Raw genomic sequence first — 14,582 nt, 5'->3', positions numbered from 1 at the left:
GGTCACGATCGTTGCCGCAGTTGATCGCGGCAGGGGATCTCGGCGCGAATCCTGTTTTTACAAAAGTTTTACAAAAATTTCGGCGTCGGAACGCTGAAAAAAGCGTGTTAGGTATAGATAGGGACGAAACTCTCTGTCGCCTTACGGGAGTGCCCGTAGGGCCACCCTAAAACAAGGACACGCTAATGTCTGAAAAAGAAAATATTGAAAATAATGCTTCGATGGAATCCCCGGATGCTGTTGTTCGTGACATAGCCCATGAACTTCAGGTAATCCTCGATTCCGTAGAGGATGGTAGCAACTTTACGCACGATCGCTTTTTGCGTTTTGCCTTCGCTGACCCGAAGCGTATGGCGGAGCTCCTGACGCTCTTCTCTCGTCACGACCCTACGCTCAAGGCGTTTCTCGACACCATTGACTTGTCAACGCTCCGTGGTGCGAACGAGAACTTCTCCAGTGACAAGCATGTGGGTTACTCGGACCTCGTTTTTGAGGCGAATATCAAGGAAGGGGGTACTGCGGCGCTCTACGTGGGGATTATCGCTGAGCACAAGTCTAGCGAGGATAGTGAAGTGATGAAACAGATTTCGGAATACTATCATCACCTGTATCTGGAACGCAAGAAGGACGTGCCCGTGGTTGCCTTCATTGTCTATAACGGTGAGAATGATTGGGATCCGCTTGCGGAAACGCATTATGCTGAATATCCCGAGTTCTATCATGATATTGGTTATCCGTTCAAGACAATCTTTTTAGACGTGGGGCATGCTGTTGATGACGAAGAATTGAAGGACTTTTCGCCCTTTACTCTTGTCGCGCTCACGGCAATGAAGTATATTTGGAATGCTCAGCAGTTTTCAGTTTCCTTCCGCGAGGCTGCGATGCGTTTGCTCAAGTGGCAAAATACTGACAAGGGGAAGGACTTCATTAAACAGGCTCTTTCCTACTTTTTGTGGAAATGGCCTTACAAGCGGGGGTACCTCAAAATGGACAGGCCTGAAATTGTCGCGAACAAGGGTTACGAAACCTTCGCTGAGCACTTCGTGAATGAAGGAATCAAGAAGGAACGCGAAAAGAACGAAGCTGACAATGCCGCTCGAGATTCTAAGCGCGCTGATTTCTTGCGTTCGCAGAACGTGCCGGATAGTGTGATTTCGGCGATGCTCGCCCTGAAGTAGCAGAACTCTTTCCCCCTTCCCCGAAAACTTTCGTGCCCGGATCCGCTGGATTCGGGTGTTTTTTTTGATAGACTTTATTGATCCAGAATTTGTCGGAATTTCCGACAGGTTGATTCCGGGTCTAACGCATAGGGGGTGGGTGGTTGGGGAGCGGAGGCAGGGTTGGTGAATGCTTGAAATATCTTGACAATATCTAGATAGAATTGTACATTGATTACGCTTTTCCCTAGGAGGTAAAAATATGACAGACAAAGAACTTGCTTTGGCCCTTGAAAGGGAATACGAGGAAACGGGTGATAACGCGGGCGTGCGTATGAAAAAGGTTCCCTCGATGGCCGCGGCAGTAGCCATGGTCAAGAAGCGCAAGACCAAAGTCGGGACAAGTTTTGATCCGGGTGTCTTGGAAGCGTTCAAGGCGAAGGCAGAGCGCGTTGGCATTCCATACCAGACTCTGCTCAACTCTGTGGTCAAGCGCTATACTGAAAGCAAACTGGATATCGAGGTTGCGTAGCGTTTTACGCAAAAAAGTAAGATTTCTGTGATAAAATGGGCTCAATTCACCCTGAGTTACGTAAAAATTACTTATATTTGCTCAGAATAAATTCACATTCCGGTCGGACTGGGCGCAGCGGTGGTCGCTAAGCGCAAAAAAGGCCGGGTAACACCGAAGGTTGCGGCGCGTATGAAGATTTCTTTTTCTCCTCCTGATATCACTGATTTGGAAATTGAAGAAGTCTGCGAGGCCTTGCGCTCTGGCTGGATTACCACGGGTCCGAGAACAAAGAAATTCGAAGCTGAAATTGCCAAGGTGTGCCATACCGACAAGGCTGTCTGTTTGAACTCTGCTACGGCAGCCCTTGAACTGATTTTGCGTATTTTGGGCATTGGCCCTGGCGACGAGGTAATCACCTCTGCCTACACGTACACTGCTTCGGCTAGCCCGGCAATCCATTGCGGCGCGACCGTCAAGTTCGTGGACACCGCCAAGGATTCCTTCGAAATGGACTACGAAGCCCTCGAAAACGCCATTACTGAAAAGACCAAGGTGGTTATTCCGGTGGATATCGGCGGCGTGGTTTGCGATTACGACCACATTTTTGAAATTGTTGAACGTAAAAAGGCCCTGTTCAAACCGAATAACGAAATCCAGAAGGGCTTTGGTCGCGTGATCGTGGTGGCAGACTGTGCCCATGCATTCGGTGCAAAGTGGCACGGCAAGGTGGCCGGCGAAATTGCCGACTTCTCCAGTTTCTCTTTCCATGCCGTCAAGAACCTGACCACGGCCGAAGGCGGTGCCGCTACGTGGCGCACCCGCGATTTTATCGATAACGAAGCCGTTTACAAGCAGTTCCAGTTGCTTTCTCTGCATGGCCAGTCGAAAGACGCCCTGGCCAAGACGCAGCTCGGCGCCTGGGAATACGACATTGTTGCCCCCAACTACAAGTGCAACATGACCGACATCATGGCGGCCATTGGTCTCAAACAGTTGGAACGCTACCCGGGCCTTCTCGAACGCCGTCACCAGATTATCGAAAAGTACGATGCCGCGCTCAAGCCGCTCGGAGTAAAGACCTTGCCGCACGCTACAAACGACAGTTATTCCAGCGGACACCTGTACCTCTCGCGCATTCCGGGAATCAGCGCCGAACAGCGCCACGAAATCATTGTGAAAATGGCGGAACAGGGGATCGCGACCAACGTGCACTACAAGCCGCTCCCGATGATGACCGCCTACAAGAACTTGGGCTTTGACATCAAGGACTACCCGAATGCTTACGCCCAGTTCGCAAACGAGATTACGCTCCCGCTCCATACGCTGCTGACCGACGAACAGGTTGATTTTATTGTTGAAACCTTCGTGAAGACCATCAAGGAATACGAGGTATAAGGTGGCTTTAGCCAAGTGGGACAACCTGCCTGCCGAAATGCGCTGCGACGAAGTTCGCAGGTATTACGACATTCTGGCAAAGCGCCGTGGCCAATTGGCCTTGAAGCGTTGCTTTGACTTGGCTGTAGCCTTGATTCTGTTTGTGATTCTTGCGATTCCCATGGCTGTTATAGCTGTCATGATCAAGCTAGACAGCAAGGGCCCGGTTTTGTACCGCCAGGAACGCGTTACCACCAACGGCAAGCACTTTAGAATCCACAAGTTCCGCACCATGGTAAGCAACGCCGACAAAATCGGTTCTGCAGTGACCGTTGGGAACGACAGCCGAATCACGAGAGTAGGTGCGAAACTGCGTAGCCTAAGGCTCGATGAGTTGCCACAACTGTTCGATGTGCTTAATGGCGACATGAGCTTTGTGGGCACAAGGCCCGAAGCCGTGAAGTACGTGGAAAAGTACAAGCCCGAATACATGGCGACCTTGTTGATGCCGGCAGGAATCACCAGCGAAGCTAGCATACGCTACAAGGACGAAGATAAACTCTTGAACGCCGCCGATGACGTGGACAAGGTTTACATAGAAGAAGTTTTGCCGGCAAAGATGAAGTGGAACCTAGAATCTGTACAGAAGTTCAACTTCTTTAGAGACATGTTGACTATGCCCAGGACTGTTTTTGCCGTGTTGGGGAAGGATTATAACTGATTGCGGGTAGAATTATGGTAGAAGGTCTTGTTTCGATTATTATGCCCTCTTGGAACACTGCAAAGTTTATTGCAGAGTCTATCCAGTGCGTTATTGACCAGACCTACCAGAATTGGGAACTCTTGATAGTGGACGATTGTTCTACAGACAATACCGATGCTGTTGTAGAACCGTTCCTGAAGGACCCGCGCATCAAATATTTCCACAATGAAAAGAATCTGGGTGCCGCATTGACCCGAAACAGGGCTTTGCGCGAAGCCCAGGGGGAATGGATTGCCTTCCTTGATTCCGATGATCTGTGGACTCCGCTAAAGTTGGTGAAACAGATTGGATTCATGCAAGAACATGGGTATGTACTCTCTTACACGGAATACGAGAAGATTGACGAAGAGGACAAACCCTTAAACATCTATGTGACTGGCCCCAGAGTTGTTAACAAGCGCAAAATGTACAACTACGACTACATTGGCCAATTGACCATGATGTACAGCGCCAAACACTTTGGCTTAATCCAAATTAAGGACATCAAGAAAAACAATGATTACGCCATTCGCCTGCAACTGTACAAGAAACCTGGAACAGAAGCACACTTGCTCAAGGAAAATCTAGCGAAGTACAGGATTCGCAAGAAAAGCATTAGTCACGACAAATTGAGCAAGAAACTCCGCAGTCATTACGACCTGTTCCATATGTGTGATGGTAAACCTGCTCCGGTTGCCCTTTGGTACGCCTGTTGGAACATGTGGTATGGACTGTGGAAGAAAAGAATTTATGAAGTACTAAATTCTGACGCAGTTGTATAATTAATTCTGGTTATGGCATTTATGTATGCAGGAGCTCTTATGGGCAAGTCTAATGTTGAAGTGTTGATCTCAGCAATGCACCAAAAAGATTTTTCAATAGCGAAAAAAACAGGGATTGAATCTGATTGCTTGATAATCAACCAATGCGATAAGGATGATGTTGCTTATCTAGAGCATGCAACAAAAAAAATAAGGTGTATTTCAACAAAACAAAGAGGTTTAAGTCGAAGCCGAAATATGGCTTTAGATAACGCAAATGGTTGCTATTGCCTTTTAGCTGACGATGACGAAACTCTATACAATGGTTATGAAAGTAAAATATTACAAGCGTATGATAGAAACCCAAAAGCAGATGTCATATGTTTCCAAGTAAAAAGTCCAACAAAAAAATATTCCAAAAAAGAGTGCAAAGTCGGGTATATTAAAGCCCTAAAGATGTCAAGCTGGCAAATAACATTTAATAGGGCAAAAGTAGTTAATTCCTGCATTCATTTTGATGAAAAACTTGGTTCAGGAACACCCCAGGGGTATGGAGAGGAAAATAAGTTTCTTTATGACTGTTTGCGGAAAGGTTTAAATATATACTATGTCCCTATTTGTATAGGTGAAGTTATGCAAACGGACTCAAAATGGTTTCATGGTTACAATGAACACTATTTTGTGCAATGTGGAACTGTGAGTAGAAGAATTCTGGGAACTTTTTTTGGCTTCTTGTATTGTTTGTACACGGCGTTCACTAAGCGGAACCTGTATATATCTAATGTGACAATGTTAGTTGCCATGAAGAATATGTTTAGAGGATTTTTAAAAAAATTATAATAATGGCTTGGGGATTTTATGAATGCAGAAATGCTAAAAAAACTTCATTCAAGATTGTTGATGATCATAGACGAAATTGATCGAATTTGCAGAAAAAATAAAATTGCATATTTTTTGGATAGTGGAACGGCTTTAGGAGCTGTCAGACATAAAGGTTTTATTCCATGGGATGACGATGCTGATATCGGTATGCTTAGAGATGATTATGAACGGTTTATTGAAATTGCCAAAAGCGAGTTGAATGAGAAATTCTTTCTTCAGACATCTGAAACCGATAAAGAATATTCAAAATTAAGCGCCAAAATTCGAATCAACAATACTTTTTTTCCTGAGCATCGAAATGAAAATGCGAAAATGCACCAAGGTATTTTCGTTGATATATTTCCATTTGATTATGTTGCGGATGATTTTGAGAAAGCAAAAAAAGATATATTAAAGGCTCGAAGACTAAACAAGTTGTATGCATTAAGGCAGCGAAAACCAAAGAATGAAAATATTGCACGTCGAATTGTGCGTGGTTTCGTGAGGTTAATTCCCGAAGGTTTCGTTTATAAATTGTGTAGCAATCATTATAAAAAATATCAAAATAAAAAGACTAACACATGCACATGTTATGCTTATAAAATGTCGGATACAATGTTTTTGACGTTTGATGTTGATAAACTATTGCCAACAAAGGATGTTGAATTTGAAAATAGAATGTACGAGATAATGAATAATTCGGACTATTATTTAGGGAAAATGTATGGTGATTATATGCAGTTGCCTCCTATAGAAAAGAGAATTTGTCATTTAAGCGGAAATATAATATTTTGAAATTAATAGAGAATAATAGCGAAACTTTGATTGCTTTTGAGACAATACAATTATGGCTAGGTGGTCTATACATTGTATTCTCTAGAGCGTTGGAACCTATAGGGTGGATTAGCTCCAACCTTGTATGGATGATTGTTGGATTGCTTTTTATTTTTACATTAATATGTGATAATTTTCGTTTTAATGTCAATGGTGTCATTATTTTAGAAGGCCTTTTAGTTGTTGCATCTGCAGTTACTGGAATAATTGTTGCAGACAACAAAGAATTCTTTTTTGATGCATTGAAGACACTTTCGCTTTCATTAATTGTTGGATATTCAATGCTTAATATTACAATAAATCAAAAAAACGTAAACTGGTTTGTATATTCTTGGGTGCTTTCAGGAGTAATTTTATGCTTGTATATAATAAAAAGTGGTGGATATACTTTTGGAAAAATAGTTCGGATTTCGCTTAATGAAGCTACAAATGCTAATACATTGGCGGTCTTTCTTATGTTTTGCGTTTGGGGCTTGATTTTTTTGCTTACAACGAAAAAAGTTAAACCATTAATGATTGTGATATATGTAATTTTATTTGCACTATTTGTGTATGTAATACTTAATACGGCTTCTAGAAAAGCGTTCATTGGGGTTTTGATTATTGTTTCAATGTGGGCAATTTTTGGATTGATTCCGTTTTTAAGAAAAATGAATTTTATTTATCGTTCATTGGTTATTGCTTTATTGTTTTTCGTCCCTATTTTTGTTGTCAATCGCTTCGGTGATGCTTTTCTTTCTGCATTTGAATTGATGAATGCTAGAATGGAAATGTTGTCGTCTAATACAGAACGTTCTGATTTGATAAAAGATGCTTTTTTAGTATTTGAAAATCATCCTTTATTTGGTGTTGGACTGAATAATTATAAAATATTCTCGTTTAATGGAAAATATTCTCATAATACCTATGTTGAAATTTTGGCATGCACAGGAATTATCGGAGCTTTCTGGGCATATTGTATTTGGGGTTTGCAAATTTGGAAGATTATAAAAATGTTTAAAAATAGAGCGAATAAATTATTACTAGTAAATGTCTTATCATTATTTATTGTGTTGGCGTTTATTTGTGTTGGACAAATATTGTACTATAATATAGGTCTTCTTATGATTATGCATCTGTTGTACATTTTATCTCATAATTATTCCATGTTTGAAGTGGCGAAGGAATAGATTTATATGAATGTATTACATTATCTTTTTTCGATTTCAAAATTTATATTGAGTCAATTTTATACAATATTATTTGGTCGAAAATTGCTGCAAGAAAATATATGGCTGGTTGGTGAAAAGAAAACTGAAGCTAGAGATAACGGCTATCATTTTTTTAGATATTTGAGGCTTAATCATCCTGAAATTAAAGCCGTTTATGCAATTTCAAAAGATAGTGTTGATAGAAAAAAAGTAGCTGATTTAGGAGAAGTTGTTGATTATGGATCATTTAAGCACTGCGTCTATTATATTTCAGCTAAAATTCGTGCGTGTAGTCAGGTTCATGGATTAATCCCCTTTGATGACGTGATTGGATTACGACATTTTTGTGTTTATAAACGAAAAAATCAAAAACAGATCAATCTAAAACATGGTATTTCGAAAGATTTTAGGCCAGGATCGTTTAATTTCCGTAAAGTTGGTTTTGACTTATATATTGCTGGGGCAAAACCAGAATATGATGAAATAAAAAAACAGTTCCATTATCCGGATAAAAACATTGCTTTAACTGGGTTCTGTCGTTTCGATTCTTTACATAATTTGCCTAAACCGAAGAAAATTATTCTTATTATGCCAACTTTTAGAGCTTGGCTTAAAACCTCAGATTCGTCTAAAGTTAAAGCCACAGATGAAGAAATGCAAAAATTTAAAGAAAGCGCATATTATGAGGCCTATCAAAATCTATTGACTGATCAAGATCTGATTGATTGTGCTGCCAAGAATGGATATAAACTTATGTTCTATTTACATTATACGTTCCAACCATATGTGGGGGCATTTGAATCTGTAGCTAATGATTCTGTGACAATTTGCAGGCGGGGAGAGTATGATGTCCAAAATTTGTTAATTCAATCATCTATGTTAATTACAGATTATTCAAGTGTTTTTTTCGATTATGGTTATATGAAAAAACCAATGGCTTTTTATCAGTTTGATTTGGAAGAGTATCGAAATAAACATTATAAAGAAGGCTATTTTTCCTATGAGAGAGATGCTTTTGGCCCTTTAGTAAAGACTAAAGAAGACCTTGTTGAATATATACAGCATGTCATAAATCAAAATATGAACATGGATGAAATGTACAAGAAAAGAGCAGAGAATTTTTTTATTCCGTATGATGATAAAAATTGCGAACGCGTGTATCAAGCAACATTAAATTTATTAGAGGAAAATGATGCTCAAATTAAATAGATTTGTTTGGAAAATTTTAGAGTATTTACCAGATAGATTGTACTTGTCTTTGCGTTTTAAAAGATTGACTGGGTACAGTATGAATTGGAAAAAACCGGTAAGTTTTAATCAAAAACTCCAATGGATGAAACTGTACGACAGGAATCCCTTGTATTCAACATGTGCAGATAAGGTCCAAGTAAGAGATTTCGTTGCCTCGGTGATAGGAACATCGTATCTTATACCAGTTATAGGTGTATATGACAAAGCAGAAGATATTGACTATGATAAATTGCCTAGTCAATTTGTACTTAAGTGTAATCATGGGGCGAAATATAATATAATATGTAAAGACAAAGCTTTGTTCGATAAAGAGAAGACGACGCGATTGTTGAATAAATGGCTTAAAGAAAAGTACTATAGAAAATTGAGAGAATATCATTATAAAAATATACCTCCTAAAATTATTTGTGAGCAATATATGGAAAATTTAGCAACGGGACAATTGGAGGATTATAAGGTTTTTACGATTGCAGGAGAACCATATATGATTCAGGTTGATTTAGATAGATTTGGTGAACATCGGCGTAATATTTATGACACTAATTGGACTCTTTTAGATGTGGAAATTAGTTTCCCGAAGGGGCCTGCTGTCCCCAGACCTGTTGTATTAGAAGAAATGTTGTCTTGTGCGAGAAAATTAGCTGCTCCTTTTGCTGAAGTACGTGTTGATTTTTATATAATTAATGGAAAATTGTATTTTGGTGAAATGACTTTTTTCAGTGGTGCAGGTTTTTCTAAGTACAGACCATTAAGTTTTGAATTCGAAATGGGAAATAAGGTGATATTAAGGAGGTGACAGACAATGTTTAAGATGCTGAAAAAAATCATTATTAAGATAAAGTATGGGCAAAGGCTTATTGGAAGTAAATTTGAAATAAGGAAAAACGCCTCCATAAAGATTTCGCAAAGAGGTCTTGTTGAGCTGGGCAAATGTTTGATTAATGAAAATGCTTTTGTCTGTGCGTCTAATTTGGGAAAAATAACCATAAAAGATAATGTTACTATTAATAGGAATACAATTATAGTTGCAAAAAAACATATATATATTGGAGATGGTTCTTCTATTGGGCCGAATGTTTGTATTTATGATCATGATCATAAATATGATGCAAATGGCTTTAAAAAAGATGAATTTACTGCGGCTGATATATATATAGGAAAGAATGTTTGGATTGGTGCAAATGTTATGATTTTAAAAGGTTCAAACATTGAAGACAATTGTGTCATTGGCGCTGGAACTATAATAAAAGGGCTTGTTAGAGCTAATAGTATTGTATATAATGCAAGAGATATTATTGAAAAAAAAATGGTGTGATCTTTCGGCGTTTGAATTTACAAGTAAGAGGGATTTATTATGAAAAAAGTTATTACGGTTGGGGTTTTTGATTATTTCCATCTAGGGCATTTACGTTTATTTGAAAATGCAAAAAAATGCGGTGATTATCTCATTGTAGCTGTTCAAGATGGCAATTCTATTCTTAAAACGAAACCAGATGCGAATATTCTCTACACAACGGAGCAAAGAATAGATCTTGTGAAGGCTCTTAGAGTCGTTGATGAGGTAATTGTGTATCAAGATGTTGATAAGATTTTGCAAAAAGTTGACTTTGATGTTTTTGCTGTTGGCGGTGATCAAAATCATGAGGGCTTTCAAAGAGCAATTTCATGGTGCCATGAAAACGGCAAAGAAGTTGTAAAACTTTCAAGGACTCCTGGAATTTGCTCTTCGAAAATTAAAAATCAATTGGAAACGCTGAAATAACAATGCCTTAAGGTGATTAATATGGTTGATACTTCTTATATTCGTGATTCTGAGTATAAAAGCGATTTCCTTGAATTAATAAGCCGAGACTACTTAGTTGAAAGAAAACTTAAAGTTGAAGAAGTTGAAAGCGGAATATTCCTTCCAAGAAAAAAATCTCCGCCAAATGGCCCGTTACACGGAATTGGAGGAATCGTTGATAAAAGTGGAAATTATGTAAAGCTTTCTGCATGTATTGCATTAGGAAAAACAAAAGATCGTTTTAATAGTTCGTATTCATTTGATAGTCATAAAATAAAAGAATATGACGAAAATGTGATTTACTTGGGCCTCTTCCATAAACAATGGGGGCATTTTCTTGTAGATTTTGTTCCTCGATTGTGGTATTTTCTTTACCATAAAAATTCTTACAAGATTGTTTATACATCTGATTCCGGCGAAATCGCTGGGAATTACCTAAGATTTTTGCAATTGATTGGTATAGATGAAAATCGATTGCTATTAGTAACGGAACCAACCCGATATAGAAAGATTATAATTCCCGAAGCCTCGTATTTATGTGGAGGTTATTATACAAAAGAATTTCGTGAAATATTTAATGTTGTAAGCAATAATATTAATATTAATTGCGTCCCTTATAATAAGGTTTATTTGTCGCGAAGGCGTTTTAAATGGTATAAATGTAAAGAAGTTGGAGAAAAAGGAATCGAGGATGCTTTCAACAAGAACGGCTTTGTTTCGCTTTTTATGGAAGAATTGTCCTTAGATCAGCAAATATATTATATAAATAATGCAACGACGGTTGCTGCTTTGTCAGGAACTTTGTGTCATAATATTTTATTTGCAAACGAAAAAACAAATCTTGTTATAATTAATAAGACAAAAAAAATTAACGAGCACCAAGTGATCATCAATCAAGTCCAAAATAATAAGGTTACCTATATAGATGCATATAGGGAGCCTTTTGAAAAATATCCATTGTCTTATGGACGAGGCCCGTTTTGGATATCGAATTCTACAAGGGAATTTTCGGCTTTTTCTTTTGATAATTCTATGGATTACGGAAAAGATTCTTTTATGCTTAATTGTGGGTATTTTTTTGTCTATATATTGTTATGCTTGATGACAAGTTTAAAAAAGGCTGTTTTGTGAAAAAATGTCTTTGAGGAATAATAGAAAATGCAGGAAAATATGCGTGAATTGACTGAAAATCATATTATGTTGAATTGGAATCGGTCTGCATCTCCTTTAGTATCCGTTCGTTGTATTACATACAATCATGCACCTTATATTGCATGTGCATTGGAATCTTTTTTGATGCAAGAAACGAATTTCCCGTTTGAGATTGTAGTGCATGATGATGCTTCTACGGATGAAACTGCTGATATTATTCGAACATATGAATCTAGATTTCCACATATCATCAAAGCCATTTATGAAACGGAAAATCAATATTCGAAAAATGACGGATCATTGAAACGAATTATTGATTCTGAATGTTGTGGAAAATATTTTGCGTTTTGTGAAGGTGACGATTATTGGATAGACTGCAAGAAGCTTCAAAAACAAGTGGATTTTTTGGAGTCTCATCAAGAATACGTTGCTTGCGCTCACAATACCTTGTTTATTGAACTAAACAATAGAAAAAAAGATCATCTAATGTTTTCTCAAAAAGATGCTGTGTTAACTATAGATAATCTTGCTGAACGTTATCACGCAAGTTCCTTAATGTGTAGAAGTTGTGAATATTTAGACATTCCTCTTTTTTTCAGTTGTTCGTTGGCTCCTGGAGATGTAAAGCTTGCTGCATATCTTAAATTTAAAGGACCTATTTTTAGATCCGGAGAGGTTATGAGTGCCTATAGGCGTGGTGTTCTTGGATCCTGGTCGAAAACAAATGCGGATTGTAAACGAAATGTTGCGAATCGTCTAAATGTTATTAGTTTCTATGAAGAATTCGACGAATGGACTGACCATAAGTATGAATCAGTTTCTCATAGGATAGATTGGTTAAAATTTAATTTATTGCTGAAACAAGGCTTTTTCTTCAAAGCAAAACAGAAATACCCAGGCTTGTTCAAGAAAATGTCCTTGCATGAAAAACTTTATTATTTTTTTAAAAAATTTTTTAGACGCTAAAACTTCAACATCGTTCCGCCCCAGCTAAGACCTACGCCAAAGCCGGAAATCATCACTTTCATGCCAGAATAAATTGTCCCATTATCCAAGCAATCTTTCAGGGCAATCATCACCGTTGAGGAAACTGTATTTCCTGTTTCAGCTAAATTGATATAAAATTTGTCCTTTGGCAAATCACACATTTTGCGGATGGTCGAAAGCATAAATTTGTTGGCCTGATGGAAAACATAATAATCCACATTATCTGTAGAAAGTTTATTTTTTTCTAAAATTTGCTGCATCATTGGCGGAACAACATCAAGGGTGAAATTAAAAACAGCTCCTCCACCCATATAAAGGAAGTCGTCTCGACGGACGTGTCCGTCATCGTCTTCTTCCTTATGGCCATTGGCATCTGGTTGACGAGCGCCCCCCCTTTTCAATATCAAATTATCGGCTCCACTGCCATCTGTACCTAAAACAAATTCGCCAATTTCAGCAATTCCTTCCGTAGAAATTAAGCATGCTGCGGCACCATCACCAAAAATCGAGCGGTTACTCTTATCTTGCGGATGCAGATATTTGTTATAAGTTTCAGCTGTTAATAATAGAACATTCTTTGCAATTCCGGCGGCGATCAGACCTTTTGCAATAGCTAAACCATAAACGCAACCAGAACAGCCCAAGTCATAGTCAAAAGCGCCTGCAGATGTCGGAATTCCTAAGCGATGCTGCAAAATACAAGCTGTTGATGGTAAAAAATAATCTGGACTTTGCGTACATAATAAAAGGAAATCTACTGATTTCGGATCAACGGAGTATTCCGCAAATAGTTTCTTTGCGGCTTTTTCGGCCAGGTCTCCTGCAGTTTCATCTTTTGCCGCAATATGGCGAGAATCCACACCGACTTTCGCAGCAACCTTTTCCATACTCCATTCAGGGAATTCTTTTACAAGCTCTTCATTTGTTAGAACCTGTTCAGGGAGATAATACGATATTGCCTTTATGTACGCCATAGTCACCTTGTTACAGTACCAACGCTCCACCGGTTAAATCTATTGCGGAGCCAGTCATCCAAGATGAGGCTCCACTTAATAGATAAATTGCCAAATTAGCAATGTCTTCTGGATTTCCATAACGCTTTAACGGATAAGCTTTTTGAGCGCTTTCAAGTTCTTCCTTAGTCAAGGCATCTTGAAGAATTAGATTTGTCCAAACCATTGCTGGGCAAATACAATTAACGCGTATTTGACGGGGGGCTAATTCTAAAGCCAAACACTTTGAATAAGAAACAATAGCACCCTTGCTTGCGCTATAAACTGCATTTCCGACACTTGGCAACTCATATGCTTTTGAGGCTATAAAAACTATTGATGCCCCCTTATTTATTTTCTTGTTTGCAAGAATTGCCGCTTGCAACAAAACAGGGGCTTCGAAGTTTGGCATCATTACAGCAGCAATAGAATTCTTGTCCAAAGATTTGCATGGCACACGAGATCCCACTCCTGCACAATGGACGATTCCGTCTAGCACTGGAATACTTTGGATTAGTCGTTCAATCTCATCTTCTTTTGTAAGGTCTGCCGATACAAGAGCGTGATTTCCTTTCGGCATTTGTTGCAGAGTGCCTTGCAAGCGGGCTTCATTTCGAGCTGTTGCAACAACCGTCGCACCCATTTTAGCGCAAGCAATAGCAATAGCCTGGCCTATGCCTGATGATGCGCCAGTCACAAGGATCGTCTTGTTTTCTAAAGAAAAAGGATTTAACGAATTATCCATCTATTTTCCCATAATCAAATTGTACAAATCGGCAATCGTTTCGCAAGAATGTATTTCTTTTGCTGTAATAGGTTTGCCACACTTTGTTCTTACCATAGCAATTGTTGACATGGTCATCAAAGAACTCCATTCATCAAGATCTTGATAATTCGTATTCTCATTAAATAGAGAGGCGTCTGTGTCATCAAACATATTTGCGAATGCTTGGGTAAATTCAGTAAGATTCATAATTGTCTCCT

At 38.8% G+C, this 14,582-nt stretch carries 17 protein-coding genes; 14 read left to right on the top strand and 3 right to left on the bottom strand.

Going from position 1 to position 14,582, the window contains the following annotated elements; genetic code table 11:
• The first annotated feature begins 185 nt into the window (after nucleotides 1–185).
• From BUA40_RS05010 to BUA40_RS04945, 14 genes are all read left to right on the top strand, one after another.
• Entirely contained in the window at nucleotides 186–1,178 is a 993-nt protein-coding gene (locus BUA40_RS05010; protein WP_072799072.1) for an Rpn family recombination-promoting nuclease/putative transposase, read from the top strand.
• 241 nt (nucleotides 1,179–1,419) lie between these two features.
• Nucleotides 1,420–1,689: a hypothetical protein gene (locus tag BUA40_RS05005; protein ID WP_072799070.1), complete on the top strand. Its 270-nt coding sequence runs from the start codon at nucleotides 1,420–1,422 to the stop codon at nucleotides 1,687–1,689.
• A gap of 171 nt (nucleotides 1,690–1,860) precedes the next feature.
• The gene (locus tag BUA40_RS05000; protein ID WP_072799068.1) at nucleotides 1,861–3,066 is read left to right on the top strand and encodes a DegT/DnrJ/EryC1/StrS family aminotransferase; all 1,206 of its coding nucleotides are present in this window, start codon (nucleotides 1,861–1,863) and stop codon (nucleotides 3,064–3,066) included.
• A 37-nt stretch (nucleotides 3,067–3,103) separates the two neighbouring features.
• The gene (locus BUA40_RS04995) at nucleotides 3,104–3,766 is read left to right on the top strand and encodes a sugar transferase (RefSeq protein WP_072799306.1); all 663 of its coding nucleotides are present in this window, start codon (nucleotides 3,104–3,106) and stop codon (nucleotides 3,764–3,766) included.
• Nucleotides 3,767–3,780: 14 nt separating this feature from the next.
• Nucleotides 3,781–4,569: a glycosyltransferase family 2 protein gene (locus tag BUA40_RS04990; RefSeq protein ID WP_072799066.1), complete on the top strand. Its 789-nt coding sequence runs from the start codon at nucleotides 3,781–3,783 to the stop codon at nucleotides 4,567–4,569.
• Between the two features lie 39 nt (nucleotides 4,570–4,608).
• A complete protein-coding gene (locus tag BUA40_RS04985; RefSeq protein WP_072799064.1) occupies nucleotides 4,609–5,388 on the top strand; it encodes a glycosyltransferase family A protein in 780 nt (259 codons plus the stop codon).
• Nucleotides 5,389–5,406: 18 nt separating this feature from the next.
• The gene (locus tag BUA40_RS04980) at nucleotides 5,407–6,204 is read left to right on the top strand and encodes a LicD family protein (RefSeq protein ID WP_072799062.1); all 798 of its coding nucleotides are present in this window, start codon (nucleotides 5,407–5,409) and stop codon (nucleotides 6,202–6,204) included.
• Nucleotides 6,201–7,412: an O-antigen ligase family protein gene (locus BUA40_RS04975; protein ID WP_072799060.1), complete on the top strand. Its 1,212-nt coding sequence runs from the start codon at nucleotides 6,201–6,203 to the stop codon at nucleotides 7,410–7,412. The genes BUA40_RS04980 and BUA40_RS04975 overlap by 4 nt, the downstream gene beginning before the upstream one ends.
• 6 nt (nucleotides 7,413–7,418) lie before the next feature.
• On the top strand, nucleotides 7,419–8,642 hold the full coding sequence (locus BUA40_RS04970; RefSeq protein ID WP_072799058.1) for a CDP-glycerol glycerophosphotransferase family protein: 1,224 nt from the start codon (nucleotides 7,419–7,421) through the stop codon (nucleotides 8,640–8,642).
• Nucleotides 8,623–9,480, top strand: coding sequence for an ATP-grasp fold amidoligase family protein (locus BUA40_RS04965; RefSeq protein ID WP_072799055.1), 858 nt, complete (start codon nucleotides 8,623–8,625; stop codon nucleotides 9,478–9,480). Before BUA40_RS04970 ends, BUA40_RS04965 begins: the two co-directional genes overlap by 20 nt.
• 6 nt (nucleotides 9,481–9,486) lie before the next feature.
• The gene (locus BUA40_RS04960) at nucleotides 9,487–9,999 is read left to right on the top strand and encodes an acyltransferase (RefSeq protein ID WP_083585285.1); all 513 of its coding nucleotides are present in this window, start codon (nucleotides 9,487–9,489) and stop codon (nucleotides 9,997–9,999) included.
• A gap of 39 nt (nucleotides 10,000–10,038) precedes the next feature.
• Complete coding sequence (locus BUA40_RS04955; RefSeq protein ID WP_072799053.1) at nucleotides 10,039–10,446, top strand: FAD synthase family protein; 408 nt, start codon at nucleotides 10,039–10,041, stop codon at nucleotides 10,444–10,446.
• 21 nt (nucleotides 10,447–10,467) lie between these two features.
• A complete protein-coding gene (locus tag BUA40_RS04950) occupies nucleotides 10,468–11,598 on the top strand; it encodes a glycosyltransferase family 61 protein (RefSeq protein ID WP_072799051.1) in 1,131 nt (376 codons plus the stop codon).
• 39 nt (nucleotides 11,599–11,637) lie between these two features.
• Nucleotides 11,638–12,585, top strand: coding sequence for a glycosyltransferase family 2 protein (locus tag BUA40_RS04945; protein ID WP_218588181.1), 948 nt, complete (start codon nucleotides 11,638–11,640; stop codon nucleotides 12,583–12,585).
• On the opposite strand, the gene BUA40_RS04940 is transcribed toward BUA40_RS04945, so the two are convergent.
• Genes BUA40_RS04940 through BUA40_RS04930 form a run of 3 tightly spaced genes read right to left on the bottom strand, consistent with a single transcriptional unit; the run spans nucleotide 12,582 to nucleotide 14,571 of the window.
• Nucleotides 12,582–13,580 (bottom strand): 3-oxoacyl-ACP synthase III family protein, encoded by a 999-nt coding sequence (locus tag BUA40_RS04940; protein ID WP_072799047.1) that lies wholly within the window; start codon nucleotides 13,578–13,580, stop codon nucleotides 12,582–12,584. The genes BUA40_RS04945 and BUA40_RS04940 overlap by 4 nt on opposite strands.
• Before the next feature lie 10 nt (nucleotides 13,581–13,590).
• Complete coding sequence (locus tag BUA40_RS04935; protein WP_072799044.1) at nucleotides 13,591–14,343, bottom strand: SDR family NAD(P)-dependent oxidoreductase; 753 nt, start codon at nucleotides 14,341–14,343, stop codon at nucleotides 13,591–13,593.
• The gene (locus BUA40_RS04930) at nucleotides 14,344–14,571 is read right to left on the bottom strand and encodes an acyl carrier protein (RefSeq protein WP_072799042.1); all 228 of its coding nucleotides are present in this window, start codon (nucleotides 14,569–14,571) and stop codon (nucleotides 14,344–14,346) included.
• Nucleotides 14,572–14,582: the final 11 nt, after the last annotated feature.

The sequence above is a fragment of the Fibrobacter sp. UWT2 genome, assembly GCF_900142545.1.
Taxonomy (GTDB): Bacteria; Fibrobacterota; Fibrobacteria; order Fibrobacterales; family Fibrobacteraceae; genus Fibrobacter.
This window is presented reverse-complemented; position numbering and strand designations above follow the sequence as displayed.

Excerpts from the sequence above, each read along its gene's own strand:
- BUA40_RS04980 (WP_072799062.1), top strand. The coding sequence starts at position 5,407 with ATGAATGCAGAAATGCTAAAAAAACTTCATTCAAGATTGTTGATGATC.
- BUA40_RS04930 (WP_072799042.1), bottom strand. The coding sequence starts at position 14,571 with ATGAATCTTACTGAATTTACCCAAGCATTCGCAAATATGTTTGATGAC.
- BUA40_RS04945 (WP_218588181.1), top strand. The coding sequence starts at position 11,638 with ATGCGTGAATTGACTGAAAATCATATTATGTTGAATTGGAATCGGTCT.
- BUA40_RS04985 (WP_072799064.1), top strand. The coding sequence starts at position 4,609 with ATGGGCAAGTCTAATGTTGAAGTGTTGATCTCAGCAATGCACCAAAAA.
- BUA40_RS04995 (WP_072799306.1), top strand. The coding sequence starts at position 3,104 with ATGCGCTGCGACGAAGTTCGCAGGTATTACGACATTCTGGCAAAGCGC.
- BUA40_RS04940 (WP_072799047.1), bottom strand. The coding sequence starts at position 13,580 with ATGGCGTACATAAAGGCAATATCGTATTATCTCCCTGAACAGGTTCTA.
- BUA40_RS04965 (WP_072799055.1), top strand. The coding sequence starts at position 8,623 with ATGATGCTCAAATTAAATAGATTTGTTTGGAAAATTTTAGAGTATTTA.
- BUA40_RS04990 (WP_072799066.1), top strand. The coding sequence starts at position 3,781 with ATGGTAGAAGGTCTTGTTTCGATTATTATGCCCTCTTGGAACACTGCA.
- BUA40_RS05010 (WP_072799072.1), top strand. The coding sequence starts at position 186 with ATGTCTGAAAAAGAAAATATTGAAAATAATGCTTCGATGGAATCCCCG.
- BUA40_RS04960 (WP_083585285.1), top strand. The coding sequence starts at position 9,487 with ATGTTTAAGATGCTGAAAAAAATCATTATTAAGATAAAGTATGGGCAA.
- BUA40_RS04935 (WP_072799044.1), bottom strand. The coding sequence starts at position 14,343 with ATGGATAATTCGTTAAATCCTTTTTCTTTAGAAAACAAGACGATCCTT.
- BUA40_RS04970 (WP_072799058.1), top strand. The coding sequence starts at position 7,419 with ATGAATGTATTACATTATCTTTTTTCGATTTCAAAATTTATATTGAGT.
- BUA40_RS05000 (WP_072799068.1), top strand. The coding sequence starts at position 1,861 with ATGAAGATTTCTTTTTCTCCTCCTGATATCACTGATTTGGAAATTGAA.
- BUA40_RS04955 (WP_072799053.1), top strand. The coding sequence starts at position 10,039 with ATGAAAAAAGTTATTACGGTTGGGGTTTTTGATTATTTCCATCTAGGG.
- BUA40_RS05005 (WP_072799070.1), top strand. The coding sequence starts at position 1,420 with ATGACAGACAAAGAACTTGCTTTGGCCCTTGAAAGGGAATACGAGGAA.
- BUA40_RS04950 (WP_072799051.1), top strand. The coding sequence starts at position 10,468 with ATGGTTGATACTTCTTATATTCGTGATTCTGAGTATAAAAGCGATTTC.